Below are 22,644 nucleotides of genomic sequence, written 5' to 3'. Positions count from 1 at the left end.
CTGACCTCTCCCTCGGGGAGTTATTGTTTTTTTACAGGGTAGCCTGATTGGGCTGGCGGCGACATACCGTTGTGGGCGCTCTGAACTTTTTTCTTCGGCTTGTCCCCCTTGCGCATGGGGGCGCGAAAGAGTAAAGGCGGTAAGACCATCGTCGAATGGCCCCATGAGTTGTGGCGGGATACAACAGAGTCATAAAACAACAACTATTCCACCGAGGTATCCAAGATGAGTGCAGCTTCTCTGTACCCCGTGCGCCCAGAAGTCGTAGCCAATACGCTGACCGATGAGGCGACCTACAAGGCCATGTATCAACAGTCGGTGGTCAACCCCGACGGTTTCTGGCGCGAGCAGGCCGGGCGCCTCGATTGGATCAAACCATTCACTAACGTCAAACAGACTTCCTTTGACGATCACCGGGTCGACATCAAGTGGTTTGCCGACGGCACACTGAACGTCGCTTACAACTGCCTGGATCGCCATCTGGAAGAACGTGGCGACAGCATCGCGATCATCTGGGAAGGTGACGATCCTTCCGAGCACCGCAACATCACCTACCGCGAGTTGCATGAAGAAGTCTGCAAGTTCGCCAACGCCCTGCGTGGTCAGGATGTGCATCGCGGTGATGTCGTCACCATTTATATGCCCATGATCCCCGAGGCTGTGGTCGCCATGCTGGCGTGCGCCCGGATCGGAGCGATTCACTCGGTCGTGTTCGGCGGCTTCTCGCCTGAAGCGCTGGCCGGCCGGATCATCGACTGCCATTCCAAGGTCGTGATCACCGCCGACGAAGGTTTGCGCGGCGGCAAGAAAACCCCGCTCAAGGCCAACGTCGACCGGGCATTGACCAACCCTGAAACCAGCAGCGTGCAGAAGGTCATTGTCTGCAAGCGTACCGGTGGCGAGATCGAGTGGAACCGTCACCGCGACATCTGGTACCACGCTCTGCTGGAAGTGGCATCGAGCATCTGTGCGCCGAAAGAGATGGGCGCTGAAGAGTCGCTGTTCATCCTTTACACCTCCGGCTCCACCGGCAAGCCCAAAGGCGTGCTGCACACCACTGCCGGTTATCTGTTGTATGCCGCGCTGACCCATGAGCGCGTGTTCGATTACAAGCCGGGCGAAATCTACTGGTGTACGGCGGACGTGGGCTGGGTCACTGGCCACAGCTACATTGTCTACGGCCCGTTGGCCAATGGCGCCACCACTCTGTTGTTCGAGGGCGTGCCGAACTATCCGGACATCACCCGCCTGTCGAAAATCGTCGACAAGCACAAGGTCAATATCCTCTATACCGCCCCGACTGCGATTCGCGCCATGATGGCCGAAGGCACCAAGTCCATGGAGGGCGCAGACGGTTCCAGCTTGCGTCTGCTGGGTTCGGTGGGCGAGCCGATCAACCCTGAGGCCTGGGGCTGGTACTACGACACTGTGGGCAAGAAAAACTGCCCGATTGTCGATACCTGGTGGCAGACCGAAACCGGCGGCATCCTGATCAGCCCGTTGCCGGGTGCAACAGCCCTGAAACCCGGTTCGGCCACACGTCCGTTCTTCGGCGTGATTCCGGCGCTGGTGGACAATCTGGGCAACCTGATCGAAGGTGCGGCTGAAGGCAATCTGGTGATTCTGGATTCCTGGCCGGGTCAGTCACGTTCGCTGTATGGCGACCATGACCGTTTCGTCGATACCTACTTCAAGACCTTCCGTGGCATGTACTTCACGGGTGACGGTGCTCGTCGCGACGAAGACGGCTACTACTGGATCACCGGGCGCGTGGATGACGTGCTCAACGTTTCCGGCCACCGCATGGGTACCGCCGAGATCGAGAGCGCGATGGTTGCGCACCCGAAAGTCGCCGAAGCCGCTGTGGTGGGTGTGCCCCATGATCTGAAAGGGCAGGGCATCTACGTTTACGTCACCCTCAATGCAGGCGAAGTGCCGGACGAAGCATTGCGTATCGAGTTGCGTAACTGGGTGCGCAAGGAAATCGGGCCGATTGCCTCACCTGATTTCATTCAGTGGGCGCCGGGCTTGCCGAAAACCCGTTCGGGCAAGATCATGCGCCGTATCCTGCGCAAGATCGCCACGGGCGAATACGACGCGCTGGGCGATATCTCGACCCTCGCCGATCCGGGCGTGGTCCAGCATCTGGTCGATACCCACAAGACCATGAGCGCTGCATGACCTCCTGAGCCAACGAAACGCCCCGTCCAGTACGGGGCGTTTTCATTTTCAGGAACGGATTCATGGTTTTGAAAAGGGATATATATCGATGTGTTACCCGTTCACTCAGCCAGCATCAGGTGTGCTTCCTTGTGGGACGAATTGATAGGGATTTGTAGGAATACGGTGCAATTACTGGCCTCTCGTCAGCGGTATGTAATGCTGGACTTGCCGTATTAGAAGGCTTTGCCAATAATGGGCGCGATTTTTGCTGAACTAACTGCTTTTCTTGATTTTTAGAATCATGAAGTTTTTGATAAGTCAATGAGGTGTTGTGGGTTTCTCGGTGCATCTGTAACTAGTTGTCGCATTGAAGAAATATCGACTTCGTACCTGCCGCTAAAATGCCCCTCACTTGTCAGAGGTCCTCTGGCCGGAATTCGGTATCAGTTGCCTGGCGTCGCTCTCTCCGGATTGTTCTTTCGCATCTTGGGCTACCGCTCACTTTGCCATTTGTCGTGTTTTACCGATGGAGTCCTGTAAATGAAAAAGCTCATGCTTCTTGGCGCGCTGGCGTTGTCTGTGCTTGCCCAGCCGGTTTTTGCCGATGAAAAACCGCTCAAGATCGGTATCGAAGCCGCTTACCCTCCGTTCGCCTCCAAAGCACCCGATGGTAGCATCGTGGGTTTTGACTACGACATCGGTAATGCCCTGTGTGAAGAGATGAAGGTCAAATGTACCTGGGTCGAGCAGGAGTTCGACGGCCTGATCCCGGCACTCAAGGTGCGCAAGATCGACGCAATCCTGTCTTCGATGTCCATCACGGACGATCGCAAGAAGTCCGTGGACTTCACCGGCAAGTACTACAATTCCCCGGCTCGTCTGGTGATGAAGGAAGGCACTGCGGTCAGCGACAGCCTCGCTGAACTCAAGGGCAAGAAAATCGGTGTGCAACGTGGCTCGATCCACGAGCGTTTTGCTCGTGAAGCCCTGGCACCGCTGGGTGTAGAAGTCACGCCTTACGGTTCCCAGAACGAAATCTACCTGGATATCACCGCTGGTCGTCTGGACGGCACCGTGGCTGACGCGACTCTGTTGCAGGACGGCTTCCTGAAAACCGACGCTGGCAAGGGCTATGCTTTCGCCGGGCCTTCGTTCACCGATCCGAAATACTTCGGTGAAGGTATCGGCATCGCCGTTCGCAAGGGCGACAAGGCCAACCTGGACCGGATCAACGCTGCCATCGCTGCGATTCGTGCCAACGGCAAGTACAAGGCAATCCAGGACAAGTACTTCGATTTCGATATCTACGGCAAGTAACGTCAGGTTCCTGATCTGGATGGCGCAAACAGGGCAGCCTGGATTGCGCCATTTTTTATACCCATGCTTGAGGACCGCACACACATGTTGAAAGGCTACGGGGCTGTAATCCTCGAAGGTGCCTGGCTGACCTTGCAGTTGGCCCTGTCATCGATGGCCCTGGCAATCGTTCTCGGTCTGATTGGCGTGGCGCTGCGTCTGTCGCCGCTGCGCTGGCTGGCGTGGCTGGGGGATCTGTATTGCACGGTGGTTCGCGGCATTCCCGATCTGGTCCTGATTCTCCTGATCTTCTACGGCGGTCAGGACCTGCTCAACAGGGTCGCGCCCTTGCTGGGCTTCGATGACTACATCGACCTCAATCCCTTGCTGGCCGGGATCGGTACGCTGGGGTTCATCTTCGGTGCCTACCTCTCCGAAACCTTTCGCGGTGCCTTCATGGCCATTCCCAAGGGGCAGGCCGAGGCAGGCATGGCTTATGGCATGAGCCGTCTCAAGGTGTTTTTCCGGATACTGGTGCCGCAGATGATTCGCCTCGCGATTCCCGGTTTTACCAATAACTGGCTGGTACTCACCAAGGCGACCGCGCTGATTTCCGTGGTCGGCCTGCAAGACATGATGTTCAAGGCCAAGCAGGCGGCAGATGCCACCCGCGAGCCTTTTACCTTTTTCCTGGCAGTAGCTGCGATGTATCTGGTGATTACCAGTGTTTCGCTGCTCGCCTTGCGTTATCTGGAAAAACGCTACTCCGTGGGCGTAAAGGCGGCTGACCTATGATCTTCGACTACAACGTCGTCTGGGAAAGCCTGCCGCTGTATTTTGGCGGCTTGCTGGTAACCCTGAAACTGCTCGGTATTTCCCTGGCTTTCGGTTTGCTCGCGGCCTTGCCGCTGGGCTTGATGCGGGTATCAAAGCGCCGCTGGGTCAATCTGCCGGCATGGCTGTATACCTACGTGATTCGTGGCACGCCTATGCTGGTGCAGTTGTTCCTGATCTATTACGGGCTGGCCCAGTTCGAGGCAGTACGCGAGAGCGTCATGTGGCCGCTGCTGTCCAGTGCCAGCTTCTGCGCCTGTCTGGCGTTTGCGATCAATACCAGCGCCTACACGGCCGAGATCATTGCCGGCAGTCTCAAGGCAACACCGGCCGGCGAGATCGAAGCGGCCAGGGCTGTGGGCATGTCGCCGTTCAAGATGTATCGCCGCATTCTGCTGCCTTCCGCACTGCGCCGGGCGCTGCCGCAATACAGCAATGAAGTCATCATGATGCTGCAGACCACCAGTCTGGCCTCCATCGTGACCCTCATCGACATCACGGGCGCGGCGCGCACGGTCAATGCTCAGTACTACCTGCCTTTCGAGGCTTATATAACCGCAGGCGTTTTCTATTTGTGCCTGACATTCATTCTGGTGCGGCTGTTCAAGATAGCTGAGCGTCGCTGGCTGGGTTACCTGGCCCCACGGAAGGTCTGACATGCAAAGAACCGATCATGTATTGCCGTGGGGCAGCCTCGGCACCGAGCGTCAACTGAGTGTCTTCCGCTTCGGCAGCGGCGAACGCAAGGCCTATATCCAGGCCAGCCTGCACGCTGACGAGTTGCCGGGTATGCGTACGGCCTGGGAGCTGAAAAAGCGCCTCGGCCAGCTTGAAGAGCAGGGCGCGCTCAAGGGCGTTATCGAGCTGGTGCCTGTGGCCAATCCGCTGGGGCTTGGGCAACTGCTGCAGGGCGCGCATCAAGGGCGTTTCGAGTTTGGCAGCGGCAAGAACTTCAACCGCGATTTCACCGAACTGAGCGAGCCTGTCGCCGAGTTGCTTGAAGGCCAGTTGGGCGACGATCCCCGTGCCAATATTCAACTGATTCGTCAGGCCATGACCGTTGCGCTTGAGCGTCTGCCTGCGCCGCAAAGCGAGTTGCAAGGCATGCAGCGTGTGCTGCTCGGTCATGCTTGCACCGCCGATGTGGTGCTTGATCTGCATTGTGATGCCGATGCGGCGCTGCACATGTATGCCTTGCCACAGCACTGGCCGCAGTGGCGTTCACTGTCGGCGCATCTGGATGTGAAGGTCGCGCTGCTGGCTGAAGACTCGGGCGGCAGTTCCTTCGATGAAGCCTGTTCGTTGCCGTGGTTGCGCCTTTCGCGAATTTTCCCCGAGGCACAGATTCCCCTGGCCTGTCTGGCGACGACCATCGAACTGGGCGGTCAGGCCGATACCGGCAAGGCCGAGGCCGAAGCTCATGCCGAAGGCATTCTGGCGTTTCTGGCCGAGCAGGGCTTTATCAGCGGCGACTGGCCGAAACCCGATCGAGAGGCCTGCGAAGGCATGCCGTTCGAGGGCACCGAATTGCTCTATGCACCTCATCCCGGCGTGGTGACGTTCCTGCGCGCTGCCGGGAGCTGGGTCGAGGTTGGCGAGCCCTTGTTTGAAGTCATCGATCCGTTATCCGATCGGGTCAGCACCATCTGTGCGAATACTGCCGGTGTGTTATTCGCCATCGAGCGGCTTCGCTATGCTCAACCGGGTTTCTGGCTGGCCAAAGTGGCGGGGCGCACTGCGCTGCGTCACGGGCGTCTGCTCAGTGACTGACTGTCTTGTGAGAATCGAAAGCATGAACAAACTGGAAGTCCAGGACCTGCACAAGCGTTATGGCAGTCATGAAGTGATCAAGGGAGTTTCCCTGACAGCCAAGGCAGGCGATGTCATCAGTATCATCGGCTCCAGCGGCTCGGGTAAAAGCACATTTCTGCGTTGCATCAATCTGCTTGAACAACCCCATGCCGGCAAGATCCTGCTCAACAACGAAGAACTCAAGCTGGTGCCGAACAAGGAAGGCGGCCTGAAGGCTGCCGACCCCAAGCAGTTGCAGCGCATGCGTTCGCGTCTGTCCATGGTGTTTCAGCACTTCAACCTGTGGTCGCACATGACGGCCTTGCAGAACATTATCGAAGCGCCGGTGCATGTGCTGGGCGTGCCGAAAAAGGAAGCGCTGGAAAAGGCCGAGCATTATCTGGCCAAGGTGGGCGTAGCCCATCGCAAGGATGCCTATCCGGGTCATATGTCCGGTGGCGAGCAGCAGCGAGTGGCGATAGCCCGTGCCTTGGCCATGGAGCCGGAGGTCATGCTGTTCGATGAACCGACCTCTGCGCTGGACCCGGAGCTGGTCGGCGACGTGCTCAAGGTCATGCAGGGGCTGGCTCAGGAAGGCCGGACCATGGTGGTGGTCACTCACGAAATGGGTTTTGCCCGTGAGGTGTCGAACCAGCTGATTTTCCTGCACCAGGGTGTGGTGCTGGAGCGGGGCGACCCGCGAGAGGTGCTGGTCAATCCGCAGTCCGAGCGTTTGCAACAGTTCCTCTCGGGCAGCCTCAAGTAATCATCGGCGTCGCTTCGGCGATGTCTTTTACAACAGAACAGGGCATGCTGCGCACCACGCAACATGACCTGGCCACTCCAGAGCGAGCCTGTTGAGGTTCGGCCCTTGAGGCGATACGTATCGGATGTCCCAATGACTGCCCATCGAATAGGTTTCCTTGTCTGGCCCGGCACCAAAGCCTTGACCCTGGCGTTGGCTGAGGAAGCCTTGCGTGTTGCCCAGAGCGTTCACCCTGACGTGGTCTATGAATTGTCATTCCTCCAGGCCGAGGTTGCCGACGAACCTGCTGTCGCGGGTGCATGGCAATTGCCGGGTGAGCCGTGGACCGGTCGCATCGACGGGTTTCAGAAGCTGTTCCTGCTGGCGGACGAGCCGCCCGCTCCGATGTCGGCAGCTCTGGCCAGTGCCCTCAAGCAAGTGGTGCGTGCCGGGTGTGCGATTGGTGGGCTTTCTGCTGGCGTGTATCCGCTGGCACAGCTTGGCTTGCTCGATGGTTATCGGGCCGCCGTGCACTGGCGCTGGCAGGATGACTTCAGCGAACGCTTCCCCAAAGTCATTGCGACCAGTCACTTGTTTGACTGGGATCGTGACCGGCTGACCGCCTGTGGCGGCATGTCGGTGCTGGATCTGTTGCTGGCGGTCCTGTCCCGTGATCATGGCGCGGAACTGGCCGGTGCCGTCTCCGAAGAGCTGGTGGTCGAGCGCATTCGCGAAGGCGGCGAGCGCCAGCGCATTCCGTTGCAGAATCGCCTGGGCTCCAGCCATCCGAAGCTGACCCAGGCGGTCCTGCTGATGGAGGCCAATATCGAAGAGCCGCTGACCACCGATGAAATCGCCCAGCATGTCTGCGTGTCGCGTCGGCAACTGGAGCGGATCTTCAAGCAGTACCTCAATCGCGTGCCAAGTCAGTATTACCTGGAGCTGCGTCTCAACAAGGCGCGACAGATGCTGATGCAGACCAGCAAGTCGATCATCCAGATCGGCCTGTCCTGCGGCTTCTCCTCCGGTCCGCACTTTTCCAGCGCCTACCGCAACTTCTTCGGCGCCACCCCGCGTGAAGACCGTAATCAGCGACGCAGCAACAGCCCTTTCGAGCTGTCTTCCGTTCCAGCCGAGCGTGGTTGATGGGCTTCGCGAATGAATTCGCTCCTGCGAGGTGTAGGAGCGAATTCATTCGCGAAAGCAGATAAACTGCGCCTTTGTGACGCAATATGTCGCATTGCCGAAAACTCTGAAAAAAACCGGTTTTGCGCTGTAACAAGATGTCGCCTGGCGACAAGGCCGAACAGAAATCAATCCTTACAATCTTCCCATCGCTTGCCGGTTTCAGGCAGGCGTTCCTCTTCAGGAGACTCCGATGTCCGTTGAGCAAGCTGCGGTGCAACGCGCCGATTTCGACCAGGTGATGGTCCCCAACTATGCACCGGCCGGGTTCATCCCCGTGCGTGGCGCGGGCTCCCGGGTCTGGGATCAGGCCGGGCGTGAGCTGGTGGATTTCTCCGGCGGGATTGCCGTCAACGTACTGGGCCATTGCCATCCGGCGCTGGTCGGTGCATTGACTGAGCAGGCCAACAATCTGTGGCATGTCTCCAACGTCTTCACCAACGAGCCGACCTTGCGTCTGGCCCGCAAACTGGTGGACTCGACCTTCGCCGAGCGCGTGTTCTTCTGTAACTCCGGTGCCGAGGCCAACGAAGCGGCCTTCAAACTGGCGCGTCGCGTTGCCCACGACCTTCATGGCCCGGAAAAGTACGAAATCATCGCGGCCCTGAACAGCTTCCACGGCCGCACCCTGTTTACCGTAAGCGTCGGTGGCCAGCCCAAGTACTCCGATGGTTTCGGGCCGAAGATCACGGGTATCAGCCATGTGCCATACAACGATCTGGAAGCACTGAAAGCCGCCGTGACCGACAAGACCTGCGCCGTGGTTCTGGAGCCGATCCAGGGCGAGGGCGGTGTCTTGCCTGCCGAGCTGGAATATCTGCAAGGCGCGCGCAAGCTGTGCGACGAGCACAATGCACTGTTGATCTTCGATGAAGTGCAGAGCGGCATGGGCCGTAGCGGTCATCTGTTTGCCTACATGCATTACGGCGTGACCCCGGACATCCTTTCCAGCGCCAAGAGCATTGGTGGCGGTTTCCCTCTGGCGGCAATGCTGACCACCGAGAAACTGGCCAAGCACTTTGCCGTTGGCGTACACGGCACGACCTACGGCGGCAACCCGCTGGCTTGTGCGGTAGGCGAGGCGGTGATCGATGTCGTCAATACCCCTGAGGTATTGAAGGGCGTAGAAAGCAAGCATCAGAAGTTCAAGACCCGTCTGGAAGCGATCGGCCAGCAATACGGCGTGTTCACTGAAGTGCGCGGTCTTGGCCTGCTGATCGGCTGCGTGCTGTCCGATGCCTGGAAAGGCAAGGCCAAGGACATCTTCAACGCTGCAGAAACCGAGAACCTGATGATCCTGCAAGCCGGCCCGGACGTGGTTCGCTTCGCGCCAAGCCTGGTGATCGAAGATGCCGACATCGAAGAAGGTCTGAACCGCTTCGAGCGCGCCATCGCCAAACTGACAGCCTGATTCATCGCTTGACCTTCCGGTGTTCGCCTTGTGGCGGGCGCCGGACATTTTTCCTGTGCCGGGCGGCTTTCAGGCTGCTCGGTGCTCTTTTTAGTGCCGGTGTTTCCGGCCTGTGATCTGGTAAGGAGTGGCACCATGCTGGTGATGCGCCCCGCGCAAATGGCTGACCTGGCAGAAGTCCAGCGCCTCGCCGCCGACAGTCCGATTGGTGTGACGTCCCTGCCTGACGATGCTGGTCGCCTGGGCGACAAGATCAGCGCTTCGGAAGCATCGTTCGCGGCTGAAGTCAGTTTCAATGGCGAAGAAACCTACTTCTTTGTGCTTGAAGACAGCGAGAACGGTCGTCTGGTGGGTTGTTCCGGCATCGTCGCTTCCGCGGGTTACTCCGAGCCGTTCTACAGCTTTCGTAACGAGACATTCGTGCATGCCTCCCGCGAGCTGAAGATCCATAACAAGATCCACGTCCTGTCCCAGTGCCATGACCTGACCGGCAACAGCCTGCTGACCAGCTTCTATGTGATCCCCGAACTGGTGGGCACGGCCTGGTCGGAGCTCAATTCCCGCGGCCGCTTGCTGTTTGTCGCCAGCCACCCCGAGCGTTTCGCCGATTCGGTGGTGACCGAGATCGTGGGCTACAGCGACGAGAACGGCGATTCACCGTTCTGGGATGCCATCGGCCGCAACTTCTTCGACCTGAACTACGCCGAGGCCGAACGCTTGTGTGGCTTGAAAAGCCGGACCTTCCTGGCCGAGCTGATGCCGCATTATCCGATCTATGTTCCGCTCCTGACCGACGCTGCTCAGGAGGCCATGGGGCAAGTACATCCTCGTGCCCAGATCACCTTCGACATCCTGATGCGCGAAGGCTTCGAGACAGATCATTACATCGATATTTTCGACGGTGGCCCGACCTTGCACGCTCGGGTATCGGGGATTCGTTCGATAGCCCAGAGCCGTCTGGTGCCGGTCAAGATCGACACCGGCGCAACGGACGATGCCGGAAAAGGCGGGCGCCTGTATCTGGTGACCAATGGGCTGTTGCAGGATTACCGCGCAACCTTGCTGGAGCTGGACTGGGCACCCGGTCGCCCGGTGGTGTTGAGCCTGAAGGCCGCCGAGGCTCTGGGTGTCGGCGAAGGTGCCAGCGTGCGCCTTGTCGCAGTCTGATTTCGATCCAGCAGATTAGCCAGTTTTCCGGGCTCCATGAGAGCCCGGTCGAGGAGATAACATGATCGTTCGCCCCGTACGCAGCAGTGACCTGCCCGCACTGATCGAGTTGGCGCGCAGCACTGGCGCAGGCCTGACGACATTGCCTGCCAATGAGCAGCGCCTGGCGCATCGGGTGGGTTGGGCAGAGAAGTCCTTTCGTGGCGAAGCCGAGCGTGCCGATGCCGATTACCTGTTCGTGCTCGAAGACGATGACGGGCGTGTGATCGGGATTTCTGCCATTGCCGGCGCCGTGGGATTGCGCGAGCCCTGGTACAACTACCGCGTCGGGCTGACAGTCAGTGCCTCTCAGGAACTCAATATCTATCGTGAGATTCCGACCCTGTTCCTGGCCAACGACCTGACCGGCAACTCCGAACTGTGCTCGCTGTTCCTGCACAGCGATTCGCGCACCGGTCTCAACGGCCGCCTGCTGTCCAAGGCGCGCATGCTGTTCATTGCCGAGTTCCCGAAACTGTTCGGCAACAAGATCATCGCCGAGATGCGCGGCATGTCCGATGAGAACGGGCGTTCCCCGTTCTGGGAAAGTCTGGGGCGACACTTCTTCAAGATGGAGTTCAGCCAGGCCGATTACCTGACCGGTGTTGGCAACAAGGCTTTCATCGCCGAATTGATGCCCAAGTTTCCGCTGTACACCTGTTTTCTTTCGCAAGATGCGCGCAGTGTCATTGGCCGTGTTCATGCTGACACCGAACCCGCTCTGACGATGCTCAAGAGCGAGGGGTTCAACTATCAGGGTTATGTCGACATTTTCGATGCAGGCCCTGCCATCGAGTGTGAAACCACCAGGATCCGTGCCGTGCGTGACAGCCAGACACTGGTGCTGGCCATCGGTACGCCCGGTGATGATGCGCCGAAATTCCTGATCTATAACCGCAAGCGCGAAGAGGGCCGGATTACCATCGGGCAGGCTCGCATGGCGGCCGGTGCGCTGGTGGTCGACCCGCTGACGGCCCGGCGTCTGCGCATGAGCCCGGGCGACAATGTGCGTGCGGTGCCTTTGTCTGCGGTGCGGGAGGGCGTTTGATGAGCACGCTGTATATCGCAGGTGCCTGGCAGGCCGGACAGGGCGAAGCATTCGATTCGTTGAACCCGGTGTCCCAGCAAGTGCTGTGGTCCGGTCAGAGTGCAAGTGCCGCTCAGGTCGAGACGGCCGTGCAGGCGGCGCGTCAGGCTTTTGCGAGCTGGGCTTCGCGCTCGCTGGAAGATCGTATTTCGATGCTGGAAGCGTTTGCTGCCAGCCTCAAGAATCATGCGGACGAACTTTCGCATTGCATTGGTGAGGAAACCGGCAAGCCGCTCTGGGAGTCGGCTACCGAAGTGACCAGCATGGTCAACAAGATTGCCATCTCGGTGCAGAGCTACCGTGAGCGAACCGGCGAAAAGAGTGGTCCGCTGGGCGATGCCACAGCGGTGTTGCGCCACAAGCCTCATGGCGTGGTGGCGGTCTTTGGCCCTTACAATTTCCCCGGCCATTTACCCAATGGGCATATCGTGCCTGCACTGCTGGCGGGCAACACGGTGCTGTTCAAACCCAGTGAGCTGACGCCAAAGGTTGCCGAGTTGACGGTCAAGTGCTGGATCGAAGCCGGCTTGCCCGCTGGTGTATTGAATCTCCTGCAAGGCGGGCGCGAGACGGGTATTGCTCTGGCGGCCAATCCGGGGATCGACGGCCTGTTCTTTACCGGCTCCAGCCGTACCGGCAATGCCTTGCATCAGCAATTCGCCGGGCGTCCGGACAAGATTCTGGCACTGGAGATGGGTGGCAATAACCCGCTGGTGGTCGATCAGGTTCAGGATGTCGATGCCGCGGTGTACACCGTGATTCAATCGGCCTTCATTTCGGCTGGCCAGCGCTGTACCTGCGCCCGTCGCTTGCTGGTGCCGCAAGGTGCCTGGGGCGATGCATTCCTGGCTCGGCTTGTGGCAGTGACTGCAACCCTTGAAGTCGGAGCGTTCGACCGGCAGCCTGCGCCGTTCATGGGGTCGGTGATTTCTCTGGAAGCGGCTTCTGCATTGCTTGCCGCTCAGGCGGATCTGCTGGCCAAAGGCGCAGTTGCGTTGCTGGAAATGACCCGGCCGCAGGATCAGGCCGCCTTGCTCACGCCGGGTATTCTCGATGTGAGCGCTGTCAGCGAGCGTCCTGACGAGGAACTGTTCGGCCCGTTGTTGCAGGTGATTCGCTACGCCGATTTCGATGCCGCCATCGCTGAAGCCAACGACACGCAATATGGTCTGGCAGCAGGCCTGCTGTCGGACTCCGAAGCGCGTTACAAGCAGTTCTGGCTGCAAAGCCGTGCCGGTATCGTCAACTGGAACAAGCAACTGACCGGGGCGTCGAGCAGTGCGCCTTTCGGTGGTGTCGGGGCTTCGGGCAATCATCGGGCCAGCGCCTATTACGCCGCGGATTATTGTGCTTATCCGGTAGCGTCGCTGGAGGCTGGGGCGTTGACCTTGCCCGCAGCGCTGACACCGGGCGTCAAGCTTGATTGATAGCAGCACTGCACAAAGATGCACCTATAAAAACAGATCTACGGAGCCTTGCCGATGAAATCCTGTGAAGTCAATTTTGACGGTCTGGTTGGGCCTACTCACAACTACGGCGGTCTGTCCTACGGTAATGTGGCTTCTCAGCGCAATAGCCAGCAGTGCTCCAACCCTCGCGAAGCGGCATTGCAGGGGCTGGCGAAAATGAAGGCGCTGATGGACATGGGATTTACCCAGGGTGTACTTGCACCCCAGGAGCGTCCTGATGTGGCGGGCCTGCGTCAACTGGGTTTCAGTGGCAGCGATGCTCAGGTGATCGAGCAGGCTGCAAAGGATGATATGCCGCTGCTGGTCGCCAGTTGTTCGGCATCGAGCATGTGGGTCGCCAATGCCGCGACTGTCAGCCCGAGTGCCGACACCGCCGATGGCCGCGTGCATTTCACGGCCGCCAACCTGAACTGCAAATATCACCGCAGCATCGAGCATCCGACCACCAGCCGTGTGCTGAGCGCGATGTTCGCCAACGAGCACCATTTTGCCCATCATGCTGCGCTGCCAGCAGTTGCACAGTTTGGCGATGAAGGTGCGGCTAACCATACGCGCTTCTGCCGGGATTATGGCCAGGCGGGGGTGGAGTTTTTCGTGTTCGGGCGCAGTGCTTTTGACACGCGCTACCCTGCGCCGCAGAAATACCCGGCCAGGCAGACCCTTGAAGCGTCCAGGGCTGTGGCCCGGCTGCACGGCCTGAGTGATAGCGGCGTGGTCTACGGTCAGCAGAACCCGGCCGTGATCGATCAGGGCGTGTTTCATAACGACGTCATCGCGGTGGGCAATGGCGAAGTGCTGTTCCATCACGAGGATGCGTTTCTCAATACCGAATCGATGCTGAACGAACTGCACGACAAGCTCAGCCGTACCGGTGGCCTGTTTCAGGCGATCTGCGTGCCGCGAGACGAAGTGTCGGTCGAGGACGCCGTGCGTTCCTACCTGTTCAACAGCCAGCTCTTGTCCCGCGCCGATGGTTCGATGCTGTTGATCGTGCCTCAGGAGTGCCAGGCCAATCTGCGCGTCTGGAATTACTTGCAGCGACTGCTTGCCGATGGCGGCCCGATCCGGGAAGTGAAGGTCTTCGACCTCAAGCAAAGCATGCAGAACGGTGGTGGTCCGGCGTGTCTGCGCTTGCGTGTGGCCCTTAACGAAACCGAGCTGGCGGCGGTCAACCCTGGCGTCATCATGACCGTGCCGTTATACGAAACCCTGACCCGATGGGTCGATAAGCACTACCGTGATCGCATGAGCGAAAGCGATCTGGCTGATCCACAATTGTTGACTGAATGCCGCACAGCATTGGATGAGCTCACGCAAATCCTTAAACTGGGCAGCGTTTACCCCTTTCAACTGGTTTGAAAGTTCTGACGCGCAGGCACTGATGCCCTGCGCGTGATTTCCATCTCTATAGAGAATCCCGAACATGAGCGACGCCCTGCAACTGATCCTTGAAGACACCGATGGCACCCAGCTGGAAACTTCCTGCACCCGCGTAGCCGTCCTCTGGCAGGGTAAAGAGCTGTGGATTCAGCAAGACGGCCGTGGCCAGTTGCTGATTGGTGTCGACGTTGAAGAAGGCGATGCCGAATACGCCAACCTCCTGCTGCGCCCTCTGGCCACCAACCTGGTCAGCCTGCAACTGGAAATGGAGCCGGCTGATCCGAGTGACGCTGAAGAAGACGGTCACGTACACGGCCCGGACTGCAATCACTGATCAGGAGCCTGCCTATGCTCGCCCTCGGTAAACTGCTTGAACTGACTCTGGCCGGGCGCGAGCCCACGGAAAAGACTCAACTGACCGTCGGCGGCGTGCGTATGCGCTGGCTGGGCGAAGGTGCGCTGGAAGTGCGTGCGCCTCAGGACCTGGACAACGGCACTGACTTGCTGTTTTCCGCCGGTATCCATGGCAACGAAACAGCGCCCATCGAGCTGCTGGACGAATTGATCCGCAGCATTGCACGCGGCGACCTCAAGCCGCGTGCCCGCATTCTGTTCCTGTTCGGCAACCCCGAGGCCATGCGACGTGGCGCTCGTTATGTCGAGCAGGACGTCAACCGGCTGTTCAATGGGCGTCATGAGCAAAGTGGCGGTTCAGAGGCCATGCGTGCCTGTGAGCTGGAGCGTCTGGCGGCCAGCTTTTTCAGTGTGCCGGACCGCTATCGCTTGCATTACGACCTGCACACGGCCATTCGCGGCTCGAAGATCGAGCAGTTTGCCCTGTATCCCTGGAAAGAAGGACGCCAGCATTCCCGCCGTGAACTGGCGCGCCTGCGCACTGCCGGCATGAGCGCGGTACTGCTGCAGAACAAGCCTTCCATCGTATTCAGTGCCTATACCTACGATCAGCTCGGAGCCGAGTCTTTCACGCTGGAACTGGGCAAGGCCCGGCCATTTGGTCATAACCAGCAGGTTAACCTCACGCCTCTGCGCAAGGTTCTGGAGCAGATGATCGAAGGTGTCGAACCTGAGTCGAGCGATGACCTGGAGGGCTTGCAGCTATTCAGCGTGGCGCGGGAGATCATCAAGCGCAGCGATGCATTCACCCTCAACCTGCCTGACGACGTGCAAAATTTTGCGCCGCTGGAAAAAGGCTATGTGCTTGCCGAAGACGCGGGTGGCTCGCGCTGGGTGGTGGAGGAGGAAGGGGCGCGGATCATCTTCCCCAATCCGAAAGTCGGGAATGGTTTGCGCGCCGGGATTCTGATCGTCCCGGCGGTGTAACTTTATCGGCTTCTTCGCGAATGAATTCGCTCCTACTGGACCGGTGTAGGAGCGAATTTATTCGCGAAAATCAGCTGGCGGCTTTCTGCAGCGGCTCAAGACGGCGCAGTGCGCGAACCTTGTTCAGGGTATCGGCACAGGTCTTGGCCGCTTCCTCACCCTTGTGTACGAAATGCTCGAAGAAGAACTTGTGATGCTCTTCGCCGGCATGGAAATGGTGAGGGGTCAGGACCACCGAGAAAACCGGCACTTCGGTTTCCAGTTGAACCTGCATCAGTGCGCTGACCACTGATTGCGCCACGAACTCGTGACGATAGATACCGCCATCCACCACCAGACCGGCAGCGATGATGCCTGCATAGCGGCCAGTGTTGGCCAGCAGTTTTGCATGCAGGGGAATTTCAAAGGCGCCGCCGACTTCAAAGAAATCGATATCACTCTCGGTGTAGCCATGGTTGGCCATTTCAGCGACGAAGCCTTTGCGGCTCTGGTCGACAATATCCTTGTGCCAGCAGGCCTGGATAAAGGCAATGCGCTCGTTCGAGTGGTTTTTGCTTTTGCTGTCGATTGCAGTAGGTTGCACGTGTTCTGACTCCTGTTTATGAAAAAAACAGGGCATTGGATCGAAAGGGATGCAGGTTGCGTAAGAAAACCTCATGAACCTTGTAGTTCATGCAGAGGTTTTGCAGACGGTCCTGTGGACGCTATCCCGTTCTCTCTTCATCCGGACTATGACCGTCGGCCCCGGAATCACACCGGGTCTGCTGACCTTGAAGAGTTTCAGTTCAAGCCTGAATCCCGACAAGCGCTCGCGGGCTAGACGCATTGCGCGCCATTACCGCCGGTGGGGAATTACACCCCGCCCTGAGAACGTTACCGACATTGTCTGTTGTCGGGGCGGGATTTTTATCACAGTTTTTTCCATCATGCATGGACACTTTCGTACGGTGTCCCTACCTTTTGCTTATAAGAGGATTGGAGTGCCGTCGGCCTGGGACCTTGATTATCATGTCAAACCTCAGTAATGCCTTGTTGCAACCTTGAGGTTGCCTGCATTATCGGCCTTCGAGTTTTCAGGGAGCGTTTTCGTGACTGTTATCGATCTGCGTAGTGACACTGTGACCCAGCCAACCGCTGGCATGCTTGACGCTATGGCGCATGCCCCCGTCGGGGATGACGTCTACGGTGAGGACCCCACAGTCAATCTTCTTGAAGCCACACTGGCGAAGCGCCTGGGTTTTGCTGAGGCTCTGTTTGTGCCCACGGGTACGATGAGCAACCTGTTGGCCTTGATGGCGCATTGTGAGCGTGGTGATGAATACATCGTCGGCCAGCAGGCTCACACCTATAAATATGAAGGTGGCGGAGCGGCGGTATTGGGTTCGATCCAGCCTCAGCCGCTGGAAGTCCAGGCCGATGGTTCGCTGGACCTGAATCAGGTGCTGGCAAGCATCAAGCCCGATGATTTTCATTTTGCCCGCACACGTCTGCTGGCTCTGGAAAACACCATGCAGGGCAAGGTGTTGCCATTGAGCTATCTGGCAGCGGCCCGCAAGTTCACCGAAGAGCACGGTCTGGCCCTGCATCTGGACGGTGCGCGTTTATATAACGCAGCGGTCAGGCTTGGCGTCGATGCCCGTGAAATTGCTGGCTACTTCGATTCGGTGTCGGTGTGTCTGTCCAAGGGGCTTGGCGCACCAGTGGGGTCTGTGCTGTGCGGCTCACCGGAACTGATCGCCAAGGCTCGTCGCCTGCGCAAGATGGTCGGTGGCGGCATGCGTCAGGCCGGGATTCTGGCGGCTGCCGGTTTGTATGCGCTTGATCATCAGGTCGAACGCCTGGCCGAGGACCATGCCAATGCGGCATTTCTGGCCGCGGGCTTGAGCGAGCTGGGGTATGAGGTCGAGCCTGTGCAGACCAACATGGTGTATGTGCAGATGGGTGAGCGTGCTCATTCGCTCAAGGCATTCTGTGCCGAGCGCGACATCAAGCTCAGCGCTGCGCCACGCCTGCGCATGGTTACTCACCTTGATGTATCCCGTGCTCAGCTTGAACGGGTCATTGCAGTATTCGCCGAGTTTTCACGCATATAAGATGCCGATAGTCCAGTTACTGGTTTCTATCGTACAAACACGCTGTACCGAGGACGCAACGCCTATATAATGCGGCCCTTTGCCGTTGCTACGTCATTTTGGCGTCATGCACTGCTTCTGGCCGCAGTCTCCGTGGAAGAACCTATGAAAAGCGCAGAAATCCGTGAAGCCTTCCTTGGCTTCTTCGAAGAGCAAGGCCACACACGTGTCGCCTCCAGCTCCTTGATTCCGGGCAATGACCCAACCCTGCTGTTCACCAACGCAGGTATGAACCAGTTCAAGGATTGCTTCCTGGGCCAGGAAAAGCGTGCCTATACCCGCGCTGTCACCAGCCAGAAATGCGTGCGTGCCGGTGGCAAGCACAACGATCTGGAAAACGTCGGCTACACCGCTCGTCACCATACTTTCTTCGAGATGCTGGGCAACTTCAGCTTCGGTGACTATTTCAAGCGCGATGCGATCACTTACGCCTGGACCTTCCTCACTTCTGAAAAGTGGCTGAACCTGCCCAAGGAAAAACTCTGGGTAACGGTCTACGCCACCGATGACGAAGCCTACGATATCTGGACCAAGGACATCGGCATTCCGGCCGAGCGCATGGTCCGTATCGGCGACAACAAAGGCGCGCCTTATGCGTCCGACAACTTCTGGACCATGGGCGATACCGGCCCGTGCGGCCCTTGCTCCGAGATTTTCTTCGATCACGGCCCTGAAATCTGGGGTGGCCCGCCAGGCTCGCCGGAAGAAGACGGCGACCGTTACATCGAAATCTGGAACAACGTTTTCATGCAGTTCAACCGTACTGCCGATGGCGTACTGCACCCGTTGCCAGCACCGTCGGTGGATACCGGTATGGGGCTTGAGCGTGTCAGCGCAGTCCTGCAGCACGTGCATTCCAACTATGAAATCGACCTGTTCCAGAGCCTGCTGGCCGCTTCGGCCAAGGCCATCGGTTGCAGCAACGACAATCAGGCATCGCTCAAGGTCGTAGCGGATCACATTCGCTCCTGCGGTTTCCTGATTGCCGATGGTGTTCTGCCGTCCAACGAAGGTCGTGGCTATGTATTGCGCCGCATCATTCGTCGGGCCTGCCGCCATGGCAACAAGCTGGGTGCCAAGGGCAGCTTCTTCCATCAGATCGTGGCCGCTCTGGTTGCCGAGATGGGCACTGCATTCCCTGAGCTGACTCAGCAGCAGGCGCATATCGAGCGTGTGCTCAAGGCTGAAGAAGAACAGTTTGCCAAGACTCTGGAGCAGGGCCTGAAAATCCTTGAACAGGATCTGGCCGAGCTCAAGGGCACTGTTGTGCCTGGCGAAATCGTGTTCAAGCTTTACGACACCTACGGTTTCCCGATGGACCTGACGGGCGATATCGCCCGCGAACGTAACCTGACCCTCGACGAGGCGGGTTTCGAGCGCGAGATGGAAGCCCAGCGTGAGCGTGCCCGTTCGGCCAGTTCGTTCGGCATGGACTACAACAGCCTGGTCAAGGTTGATGTCGCGACCCAGTTCACCGGCTATACCGCCACCAGCGGTGCAGCACAGATCGTTGCTCTTTATAAGGACGGTCAGTCGGTCGAGCAGTTGAGCGAAGGCGAAGAGGGCGTCGTGATTCTCGACACCACGCCGTTCTATGCCGAATCGGGTGGTCAGATCGGTGACAGCGGTTACTTGCAGGCGGGTGCCGTACGTTTCGATGTTCGCGATACCACCAAGACCGGCGGCGCATTCCTGCACCACGGCGTTGTTGTCGCTGGCAGCCTGAAAGTCGGTGTGCAGCTTGAAGCCCAGGTTGCTGCCGAGGTTCGTCTTGCGACTTCGCTGAACCACTCTGCCACTCACTTGCTGCACGCTGCATTGCGTCAGGTGCTGGGTGAGCATGTCCAGCAGAAAGGCTCGCTGGTCGACAGTCAGCGTCTGCGCTTCGACTTCAGCCATTTCGAGGCCATCAAGCCCGAGCAACTGCGGGCTCTGGAAGATATCGTCAACGCTGAGGTTCGCAAGAACACTCCGGTCGTCACTGAAGAAACCGATATCGAAACCGCCAAGAAGAAGGGCGCCATGGCGCTGTTCGGCGAGAAGTACGGCGACAGCGTGCGCGTACTGAGCATGGGCGGTGAATTCTCCGTTGAGCTGTGTGGCGGTATTCACGCCAACCGTACCGGTGATATCGCACTGTTCAAGATTGTCAGCGAAGGTGGCGTGGCCGCAGGCGTGCGCCGTATCGAAGCTGTGACCGGTGCAGCCGCACTGGCCTGGCTGAACTCGGCTGAAGATCAACTCAAGGAAGCCGCGACCCTGGTCAAGGGGAATCGCGACAACCTGCTGGACAAGTTGTCGGCTGTGCTTGAGCGCAACCGTCAGCTGGAAAAACAACTGGAGCAGTTGCAGGCCAAGGCTGCCAGCGCGGCGGGCGATGATCTGTCTGCCGCTGCCCTGGACGTCAAAGGGGTCAAGGTTCTGGCTACCCGCCTGGATGGTCAGGATGGCAAGGCGCTGTTGGCGCTGGTCGACCAGTTGAAGAACAAGCTCGGCCGCGCAGTGATCCTGCTCGGCAGTGTTCATGAGGACAAGGTTGTCTTGGTTGCAGGCGTGACCAAGGACCTGACTGGCCAACTCAAAGCCGGTGATTTGATGAAACAAGCGGCCGCTGCCGTCGGTGGTAAAGGTGGCGGGCGTCCTGACATGGCTCAAGGTGGTGGTGTCGATGCCGGTGCTCTGGATGCAGCGCTGGCTCTGACCGTTCCTTTTGTAGAGCAGGGTATCTGAGTCGAACCTCCAGGCCTGTCAGTGCATGACAGGCCCGGCACTTGGATTTGAGAATTAATGGGTGCCCTTAACGGGTTCTGAGGCGGCTTTGAGATGGCTTTGATCGTACAAAAATTTGGAGGCACCTCTGTTGGCTCTGTAGAGCGCATCGAGCAGGTAGCCGACAAGGTTAAGAAGTTCCGTGAAGCGGGCGATGATCTGGTGGTCGTATTGTCGGCCATGAGCGGTGAAACCAATCGCCTGATCGAACTGGCCAAACAGATCAGCGATCAGCCGGTTCCTCGTGAACTGGATGTGATCGTGTCCACCGGCGAGCAGGTCACCATTGCCTTGCTGGCGATGGCGCTGATGAAGCGCGGCGTGCCTGCGGTGTCCTACACCGGTAATCAGGTGCGTATCCTGACCGACAGCGCCCACAACAAGGCGCGTATCCTTCAGATCGACGATCAGAAGATCCGCTCCGACCTCAAGGCAGGTCGTGTCGTGGTTGTCGCCGGTTTCCAGGGTGTCGACGAGAACGGCAACATCACCACGCTCGGTCGTGGCGGTTCCGACACCACTGGCGTGGCGCTGGCTGCTGCCTTGAAGGCCGACGAGTGCCAGATCTACACCGACGTGGATGGCGTGTATACCACCGATCCGCGTGTCGTTTCGCAAGCTCAGCGTCTGGACAAGATCACCTTCGAAGAGATGCTGGAAATGGCCAGCCTCGGTTCCAAGGTGCTGCAGATCCGTGCGGTAGAGTTCGCAGGCAAATACAACGTCCCGCTGCGCGTTCTGCACAGCTTCAAGGAGGGGCCGGGCACCCTCATTACCATTGATGAAGAGGAATCCATGGAACAGCCGATCATTTCCGGCATCGCTTTCAACCGCGATGAAGCCAAGCTGACTATCCGTGGTGTGCCAGACACGCCGGGTGTTGCCTTCAAGATTCTCGGCCCGATCAGTGCTGCGAACATCGAAGTCGACATGATCGTGCAGAATGTCGCGCACGATAACACCACCGATTTCACCTTCACGATCCATCGCAACGACTATCAGTCGGCGTTGCAGGTCCTGGAAACCACCGCCCGCGAAATCGGTGCTCGTGAGGTTTCCGGTGATACCAAGATTGCCAAGGTTTCCATCGTCGGCGTCGGCATGCGTTCCCACGCAGGTGTTGCCAGCCGCATGTTCGAGGCTCTGGCAAAGGAAGGTATCAACATCCAGATGATCTCCACTTCGGAAATCAAGGTCTCGGTGGTGATCGAAGAGAAGTATCTGGAGCTGGCCGTGCGCGCATTGCACACAGCCTTTGAGCTGGATGCTCCTCGGCAGGGTGAGTGATCTGCCATTGACGGGCGCGGCTTGACCGCGCCTTTCGTTTTCCTGTGCTGCACGCAAAGACTGTTCTTTTCTTCGCGTTAGTCAATACTCAGGCTTGGCTCGTGGCTTTTTCGTCGCAGGCTTGTGCCTACTGGTTTTGCAGACTGTTGTTCCTGAAATGCATAAGGAGAAAGGTATGCTGATTTTGACTCGTCGGTGCGCAGAAAGCCTGATCATTGGTGATGGTGAAATCACAGTGACTGTGCTCGGCGTCAAGGGTAATCAAGTGCGTATTGGTGTCAATGCGCCCAAGGAAGTCGCTGTGCATCGTGAAGAAATTTACCTGCGCATCAAGAAAGAGAAGGACGAAGAACCAAGCCATTAATTTTTATTGAATTTTTGGTTTGCAAACGGGGAAAAGGGTGGTTATTATACGCCCCGTGTTGCGGAGAGCTGGCCGAGTGGCCGAAGGCGCTCCCCTGCTAAGGGAGTACACCTCACAAGGGTGTCGGGGGTTCGAATCCCCCGTTCTCCGCCATTATTTCTGTAGTGCGTTGAATCTGGCTTCT

General features: G+C 58.5%; 19 protein-coding genes, 1 tRNA gene and 1 riboswitch. Of the genes, 19 read left to right on the top strand and 1 reads right to left on the bottom strand.

Going from position 1 to position 22,644, the window contains the following annotated elements; genetic code table 11:
* The first annotated feature begins 225 nt into the window (after positions 1 to 225).
* The 14 genes from acs to astE all read left to right on the top strand — a co-directional run bounded on the left by acs (position 226) and on the right by astE (position 15,908).
* A complete protein-coding gene (gene acs, locus JL015_RS06260) occupies positions 226 to 2,181 on the top strand; it encodes an acetate--CoA ligase (protein ID WP_201003443.1) in 1,956 nt (651 codons plus the stop codon).
* A 522-nt stretch (positions 2,182 to 2,703) separates the two neighbouring features.
* Positions 2,704 to 3,480, top strand: coding sequence for an ABC transporter substrate-binding protein (locus JL015_RS06255; protein WP_201017842.1), 777 nt, complete (start codon positions 2,704 to 2,706; stop codon positions 3,478 to 3,480).
* A gap of 84 nt (positions 3,481 to 3,564) precedes the next feature.
* A complete protein-coding gene (locus tag JL015_RS06250; RefSeq protein ID WP_201003439.1) occupies positions 3,565 to 4,254 on the top strand; it encodes an ABC transporter permease in 690 nt (229 codons plus the stop codon).
* Positions 4,251 to 4,949, top strand: a complete 699-nt coding sequence (locus JL015_RS06245; RefSeq protein ID WP_201017841.1) for an ABC transporter permease — start codon at positions 4,251 to 4,253, stop codon at positions 4,947 to 4,949. Before JL015_RS06250 ends, JL015_RS06245 begins: the two co-directional genes overlap by 4 nt.
* Before the next feature lies 1 nt (position 4,950).
* The gene (locus JL015_RS06240; protein WP_201003435.1) at positions 4,951 to 6,063 is read left to right on the top strand and encodes a succinylglutamate desuccinylase/aspartoacylase family protein; all 1,113 of its coding nucleotides are present in this window, start codon (positions 4,951 to 4,953) and stop codon (positions 6,061 to 6,063) included.
* A gap of 22 nt (positions 6,064 to 6,085) precedes the next feature.
* A complete protein-coding gene (locus JL015_RS06235; RefSeq protein WP_201003433.1) occupies positions 6,086 to 6,850 on the top strand; it encodes an ABC transporter ATP-binding protein in 765 nt (254 codons plus the stop codon).
* 132 nt (positions 6,851 to 6,982) lie between these two features.
* Positions 6,983 to 7,975, top strand: a complete 993-nt coding sequence (locus JL015_RS06230) for a GlxA family transcriptional regulator (RefSeq protein WP_201003431.1) — start codon at positions 6,983 to 6,985, stop codon at positions 7,973 to 7,975.
* Positions 7,976 to 8,207: 232 nt separating this feature from the next.
* Positions 8,208 to 9,425 (top strand): aspartate aminotransferase family protein, encoded by a 1,218-nt coding sequence (locus tag JL015_RS06225; protein WP_201003429.1) that lies wholly within the window; start codon positions 8,208 to 8,210, stop codon positions 9,423 to 9,425.
* Positions 9,426 to 9,560: 135 nt separating this feature from the next.
* On the top strand, positions 9,561 to 10,592 hold the full coding sequence (gene aruF / locus JL015_RS06220) for an arginine/ornithine succinyltransferase subunit alpha (RefSeq protein WP_201017840.1): 1,032 nt from the start codon (positions 9,561 to 9,563) through the stop codon (positions 10,590 to 10,592).
* A 61-nt stretch (positions 10,593 to 10,653) separates the two neighbouring features.
* Positions 10,654 to 11,679 carry an arginine N-succinyltransferase gene (gene astA, locus JL015_RS06215; protein ID WP_201017839.1) on the top strand — a complete coding sequence of 342 codons (1,026 nt, stop codon included), beginning with the start codon at positions 10,654 to 10,656 and terminating at the stop codon, positions 11,677 to 11,679.
* Positions 11,676 to 13,145 (top strand): succinylglutamate-semialdehyde dehydrogenase, encoded by a 1,470-nt coding sequence (astD, locus tag JL015_RS06210; protein ID WP_201017838.1) that lies wholly within the window; start codon positions 11,676 to 11,678, stop codon positions 13,143 to 13,145. The genes astA and astD overlap by 4 nt, the downstream gene beginning before the upstream one ends.
* 54 nt (positions 13,146 to 13,199) lie before the next feature.
* Positions 13,200 to 14,546, top strand: a complete 1,347-nt coding sequence (astB, locus tag JL015_RS06205) for an N-succinylarginine dihydrolase (protein ID WP_201003421.1) — start codon at positions 13,200 to 13,202, stop codon at positions 14,544 to 14,546.
* Positions 14,547 to 14,610: 64 nt separating this feature from the next.
* Positions 14,611 to 14,901 carry a topoisomerase II gene (locus JL015_RS06200; RefSeq protein WP_201003420.1) on the top strand — a complete coding sequence of 97 codons (291 nt, stop codon included), beginning with the start codon at positions 14,611 to 14,613 and terminating at the stop codon, positions 14,899 to 14,901.
* A 14-nt stretch (positions 14,902 to 14,915) separates the two neighbouring features.
* Entirely contained in the window at positions 14,916 to 15,908 is a 993-nt protein-coding gene (astE, locus tag JL015_RS06195; protein WP_201017837.1) for a succinylglutamate desuccinylase, read from the top strand.
* A gap of 70 nt (positions 15,909 to 15,978) precedes the next feature.
* Here the strand turns inward: astE and JL015_RS06190 are convergent, their stop codons facing one another.
* Complete coding sequence (locus JL015_RS06190) at positions 15,979 to 16,491, bottom strand: 6,7-dimethyl-8-ribityllumazine synthase (protein WP_201017836.1); 513 nt, start codon at positions 16,489 to 16,491, stop codon at positions 15,979 to 15,981.
* Positions 16,492 to 16,615: 124 nt separating this feature from the next.
* Positions 16,616 to 16,784: riboswitch (FMN riboswitch) on the bottom strand.
* Positions 16,785 to 16,996: 212 nt separating this feature from the next.
* Between JL015_RS06190 and ltaE the strand changes: the two genes are divergently transcribed.
* From ltaE to JL015_RS06165, 5 genes are all read left to right on the top strand, one after another.
* The gene (gene ltaE, locus JL015_RS06185; RefSeq protein ID WP_201003414.1) at positions 16,997 to 18,001 is read left to right on the top strand and encodes a low-specificity L-threonine aldolase; all 1,005 of its coding nucleotides are present in this window, start codon (positions 16,997 to 16,999) and stop codon (positions 17,999 to 18,001) included.
* A 144-nt stretch (positions 18,002 to 18,145) separates the two neighbouring features.
* Complete coding sequence (gene alaS, locus JL015_RS06180) at positions 18,146 to 20,770, top strand: alanine--tRNA ligase (RefSeq protein WP_201017835.1); 2,625 nt, start codon at positions 18,146 to 18,148, stop codon at positions 20,768 to 20,770.
* A 93-nt stretch (positions 20,771 to 20,863) separates the two neighbouring features.
* Complete coding sequence (locus tag JL015_RS06175) at positions 20,864 to 22,096, top strand: aspartate kinase (protein ID WP_122313746.1); 1,233 nt, start codon at positions 20,864 to 20,866, stop codon at positions 22,094 to 22,096.
* A gap of 175 nt (positions 22,097 to 22,271) precedes the next feature.
* Positions 22,272 to 22,460 carry a carbon storage regulator CsrA gene (gene csrA / locus JL015_RS06170; protein WP_002554426.1) on the top strand — a complete coding sequence of 63 codons (189 nt, stop codon included), beginning with the start codon at positions 22,272 to 22,274 and terminating at the stop codon, positions 22,458 to 22,460.
* A gap of 62 nt (positions 22,461 to 22,522) precedes the next feature.
* A tRNA-Ser gene (locus JL015_RS06165) sits at positions 22,523 to 22,613 on the top strand.
* Positions 22,614 to 22,644 lie beyond the last annotated feature (31 nt).

Source organism: Pseudomonas cichorii, from assembly GCF_015471405.1.
GTDB lineage: Bacteria > Pseudomonadota > Gammaproteobacteria > Pseudomonadales > Pseudomonadaceae > Aquipseudomonas > Aquipseudomonas serbiensis.
The sequence above is the reverse complement of the archived record's forward strand: the minus strand, read 5'-3'. Positions and strand labels throughout refer to the sequence as shown.

Coding starts and splice junctions, on each gene's coding strand:
- acs (WP_201003443.1), top strand. CDS start 226: ATGAGTGCAGCTTCTCTGTACCCCGTGCGCCCAGAAGTCGTAGCCAAT.
- JL015_RS06255 (WP_201017842.1), top strand. CDS start 2,704: ATGAAAAAGCTCATGCTTCTTGGCGCGCTGGCGTTGTCTGTGCTTGCC.
- JL015_RS06250 (WP_201003439.1), top strand. CDS start 3,565: ATGTTGAAAGGCTACGGGGCTGTAATCCTCGAAGGTGCCTGGCTGACC.
- JL015_RS06245 (WP_201017841.1), top strand. CDS start 4,251: ATGATCTTCGACTACAACGTCGTCTGGGAAAGCCTGCCGCTGTATTTT.
- JL015_RS06240 (WP_201003435.1), top strand. CDS start 4,951: ATGCAAAGAACCGATCATGTATTGCCGTGGGGCAGCCTCGGCACCGAG.
- JL015_RS06235 (WP_201003433.1), top strand. CDS start 6,086: ATGAACAAACTGGAAGTCCAGGACCTGCACAAGCGTTATGGCAGTCAT.
- JL015_RS06230 (WP_201003431.1), top strand. CDS start 6,983: ATGACTGCCCATCGAATAGGTTTCCTTGTCTGGCCCGGCACCAAAGCC.
- JL015_RS06225 (WP_201003429.1), top strand. CDS start 8,208: ATGTCCGTTGAGCAAGCTGCGGTGCAACGCGCCGATTTCGACCAGGTG.
- aruF (WP_201017840.1), top strand. CDS start 9,561: ATGCTGGTGATGCGCCCCGCGCAAATGGCTGACCTGGCAGAAGTCCAG.
- astA (WP_201017839.1), top strand. CDS start 10,654: ATGATCGTTCGCCCCGTACGCAGCAGTGACCTGCCCGCACTGATCGAG.
- astB (WP_201003421.1), top strand. CDS start 13,200: ATGAAATCCTGTGAAGTCAATTTTGACGGTCTGGTTGGGCCTACTCAC.
- JL015_RS06200 (WP_201003420.1), top strand. CDS start 14,611: ATGAGCGACGCCCTGCAACTGATCCTTGAAGACACCGATGGCACCCAG.
- astE (WP_201017837.1), top strand. CDS start 14,916: ATGCTCGCCCTCGGTAAACTGCTTGAACTGACTCTGGCCGGGCGCGAG.
- alaS (WP_201017835.1), top strand. CDS start 18,146: ATGAAAAGCGCAGAAATCCGTGAAGCCTTCCTTGGCTTCTTCGAAGAG.
- JL015_RS06175 (WP_122313746.1), top strand. CDS start 20,864: ATGGCTTTGATCGTACAAAAATTTGGAGGCACCTCTGTTGGCTCTGTA.
- csrA (WP_002554426.1), top strand. CDS start 22,272: ATGCTGATTTTGACTCGTCGGTGCGCAGAAAGCCTGATCATTGGTGAT.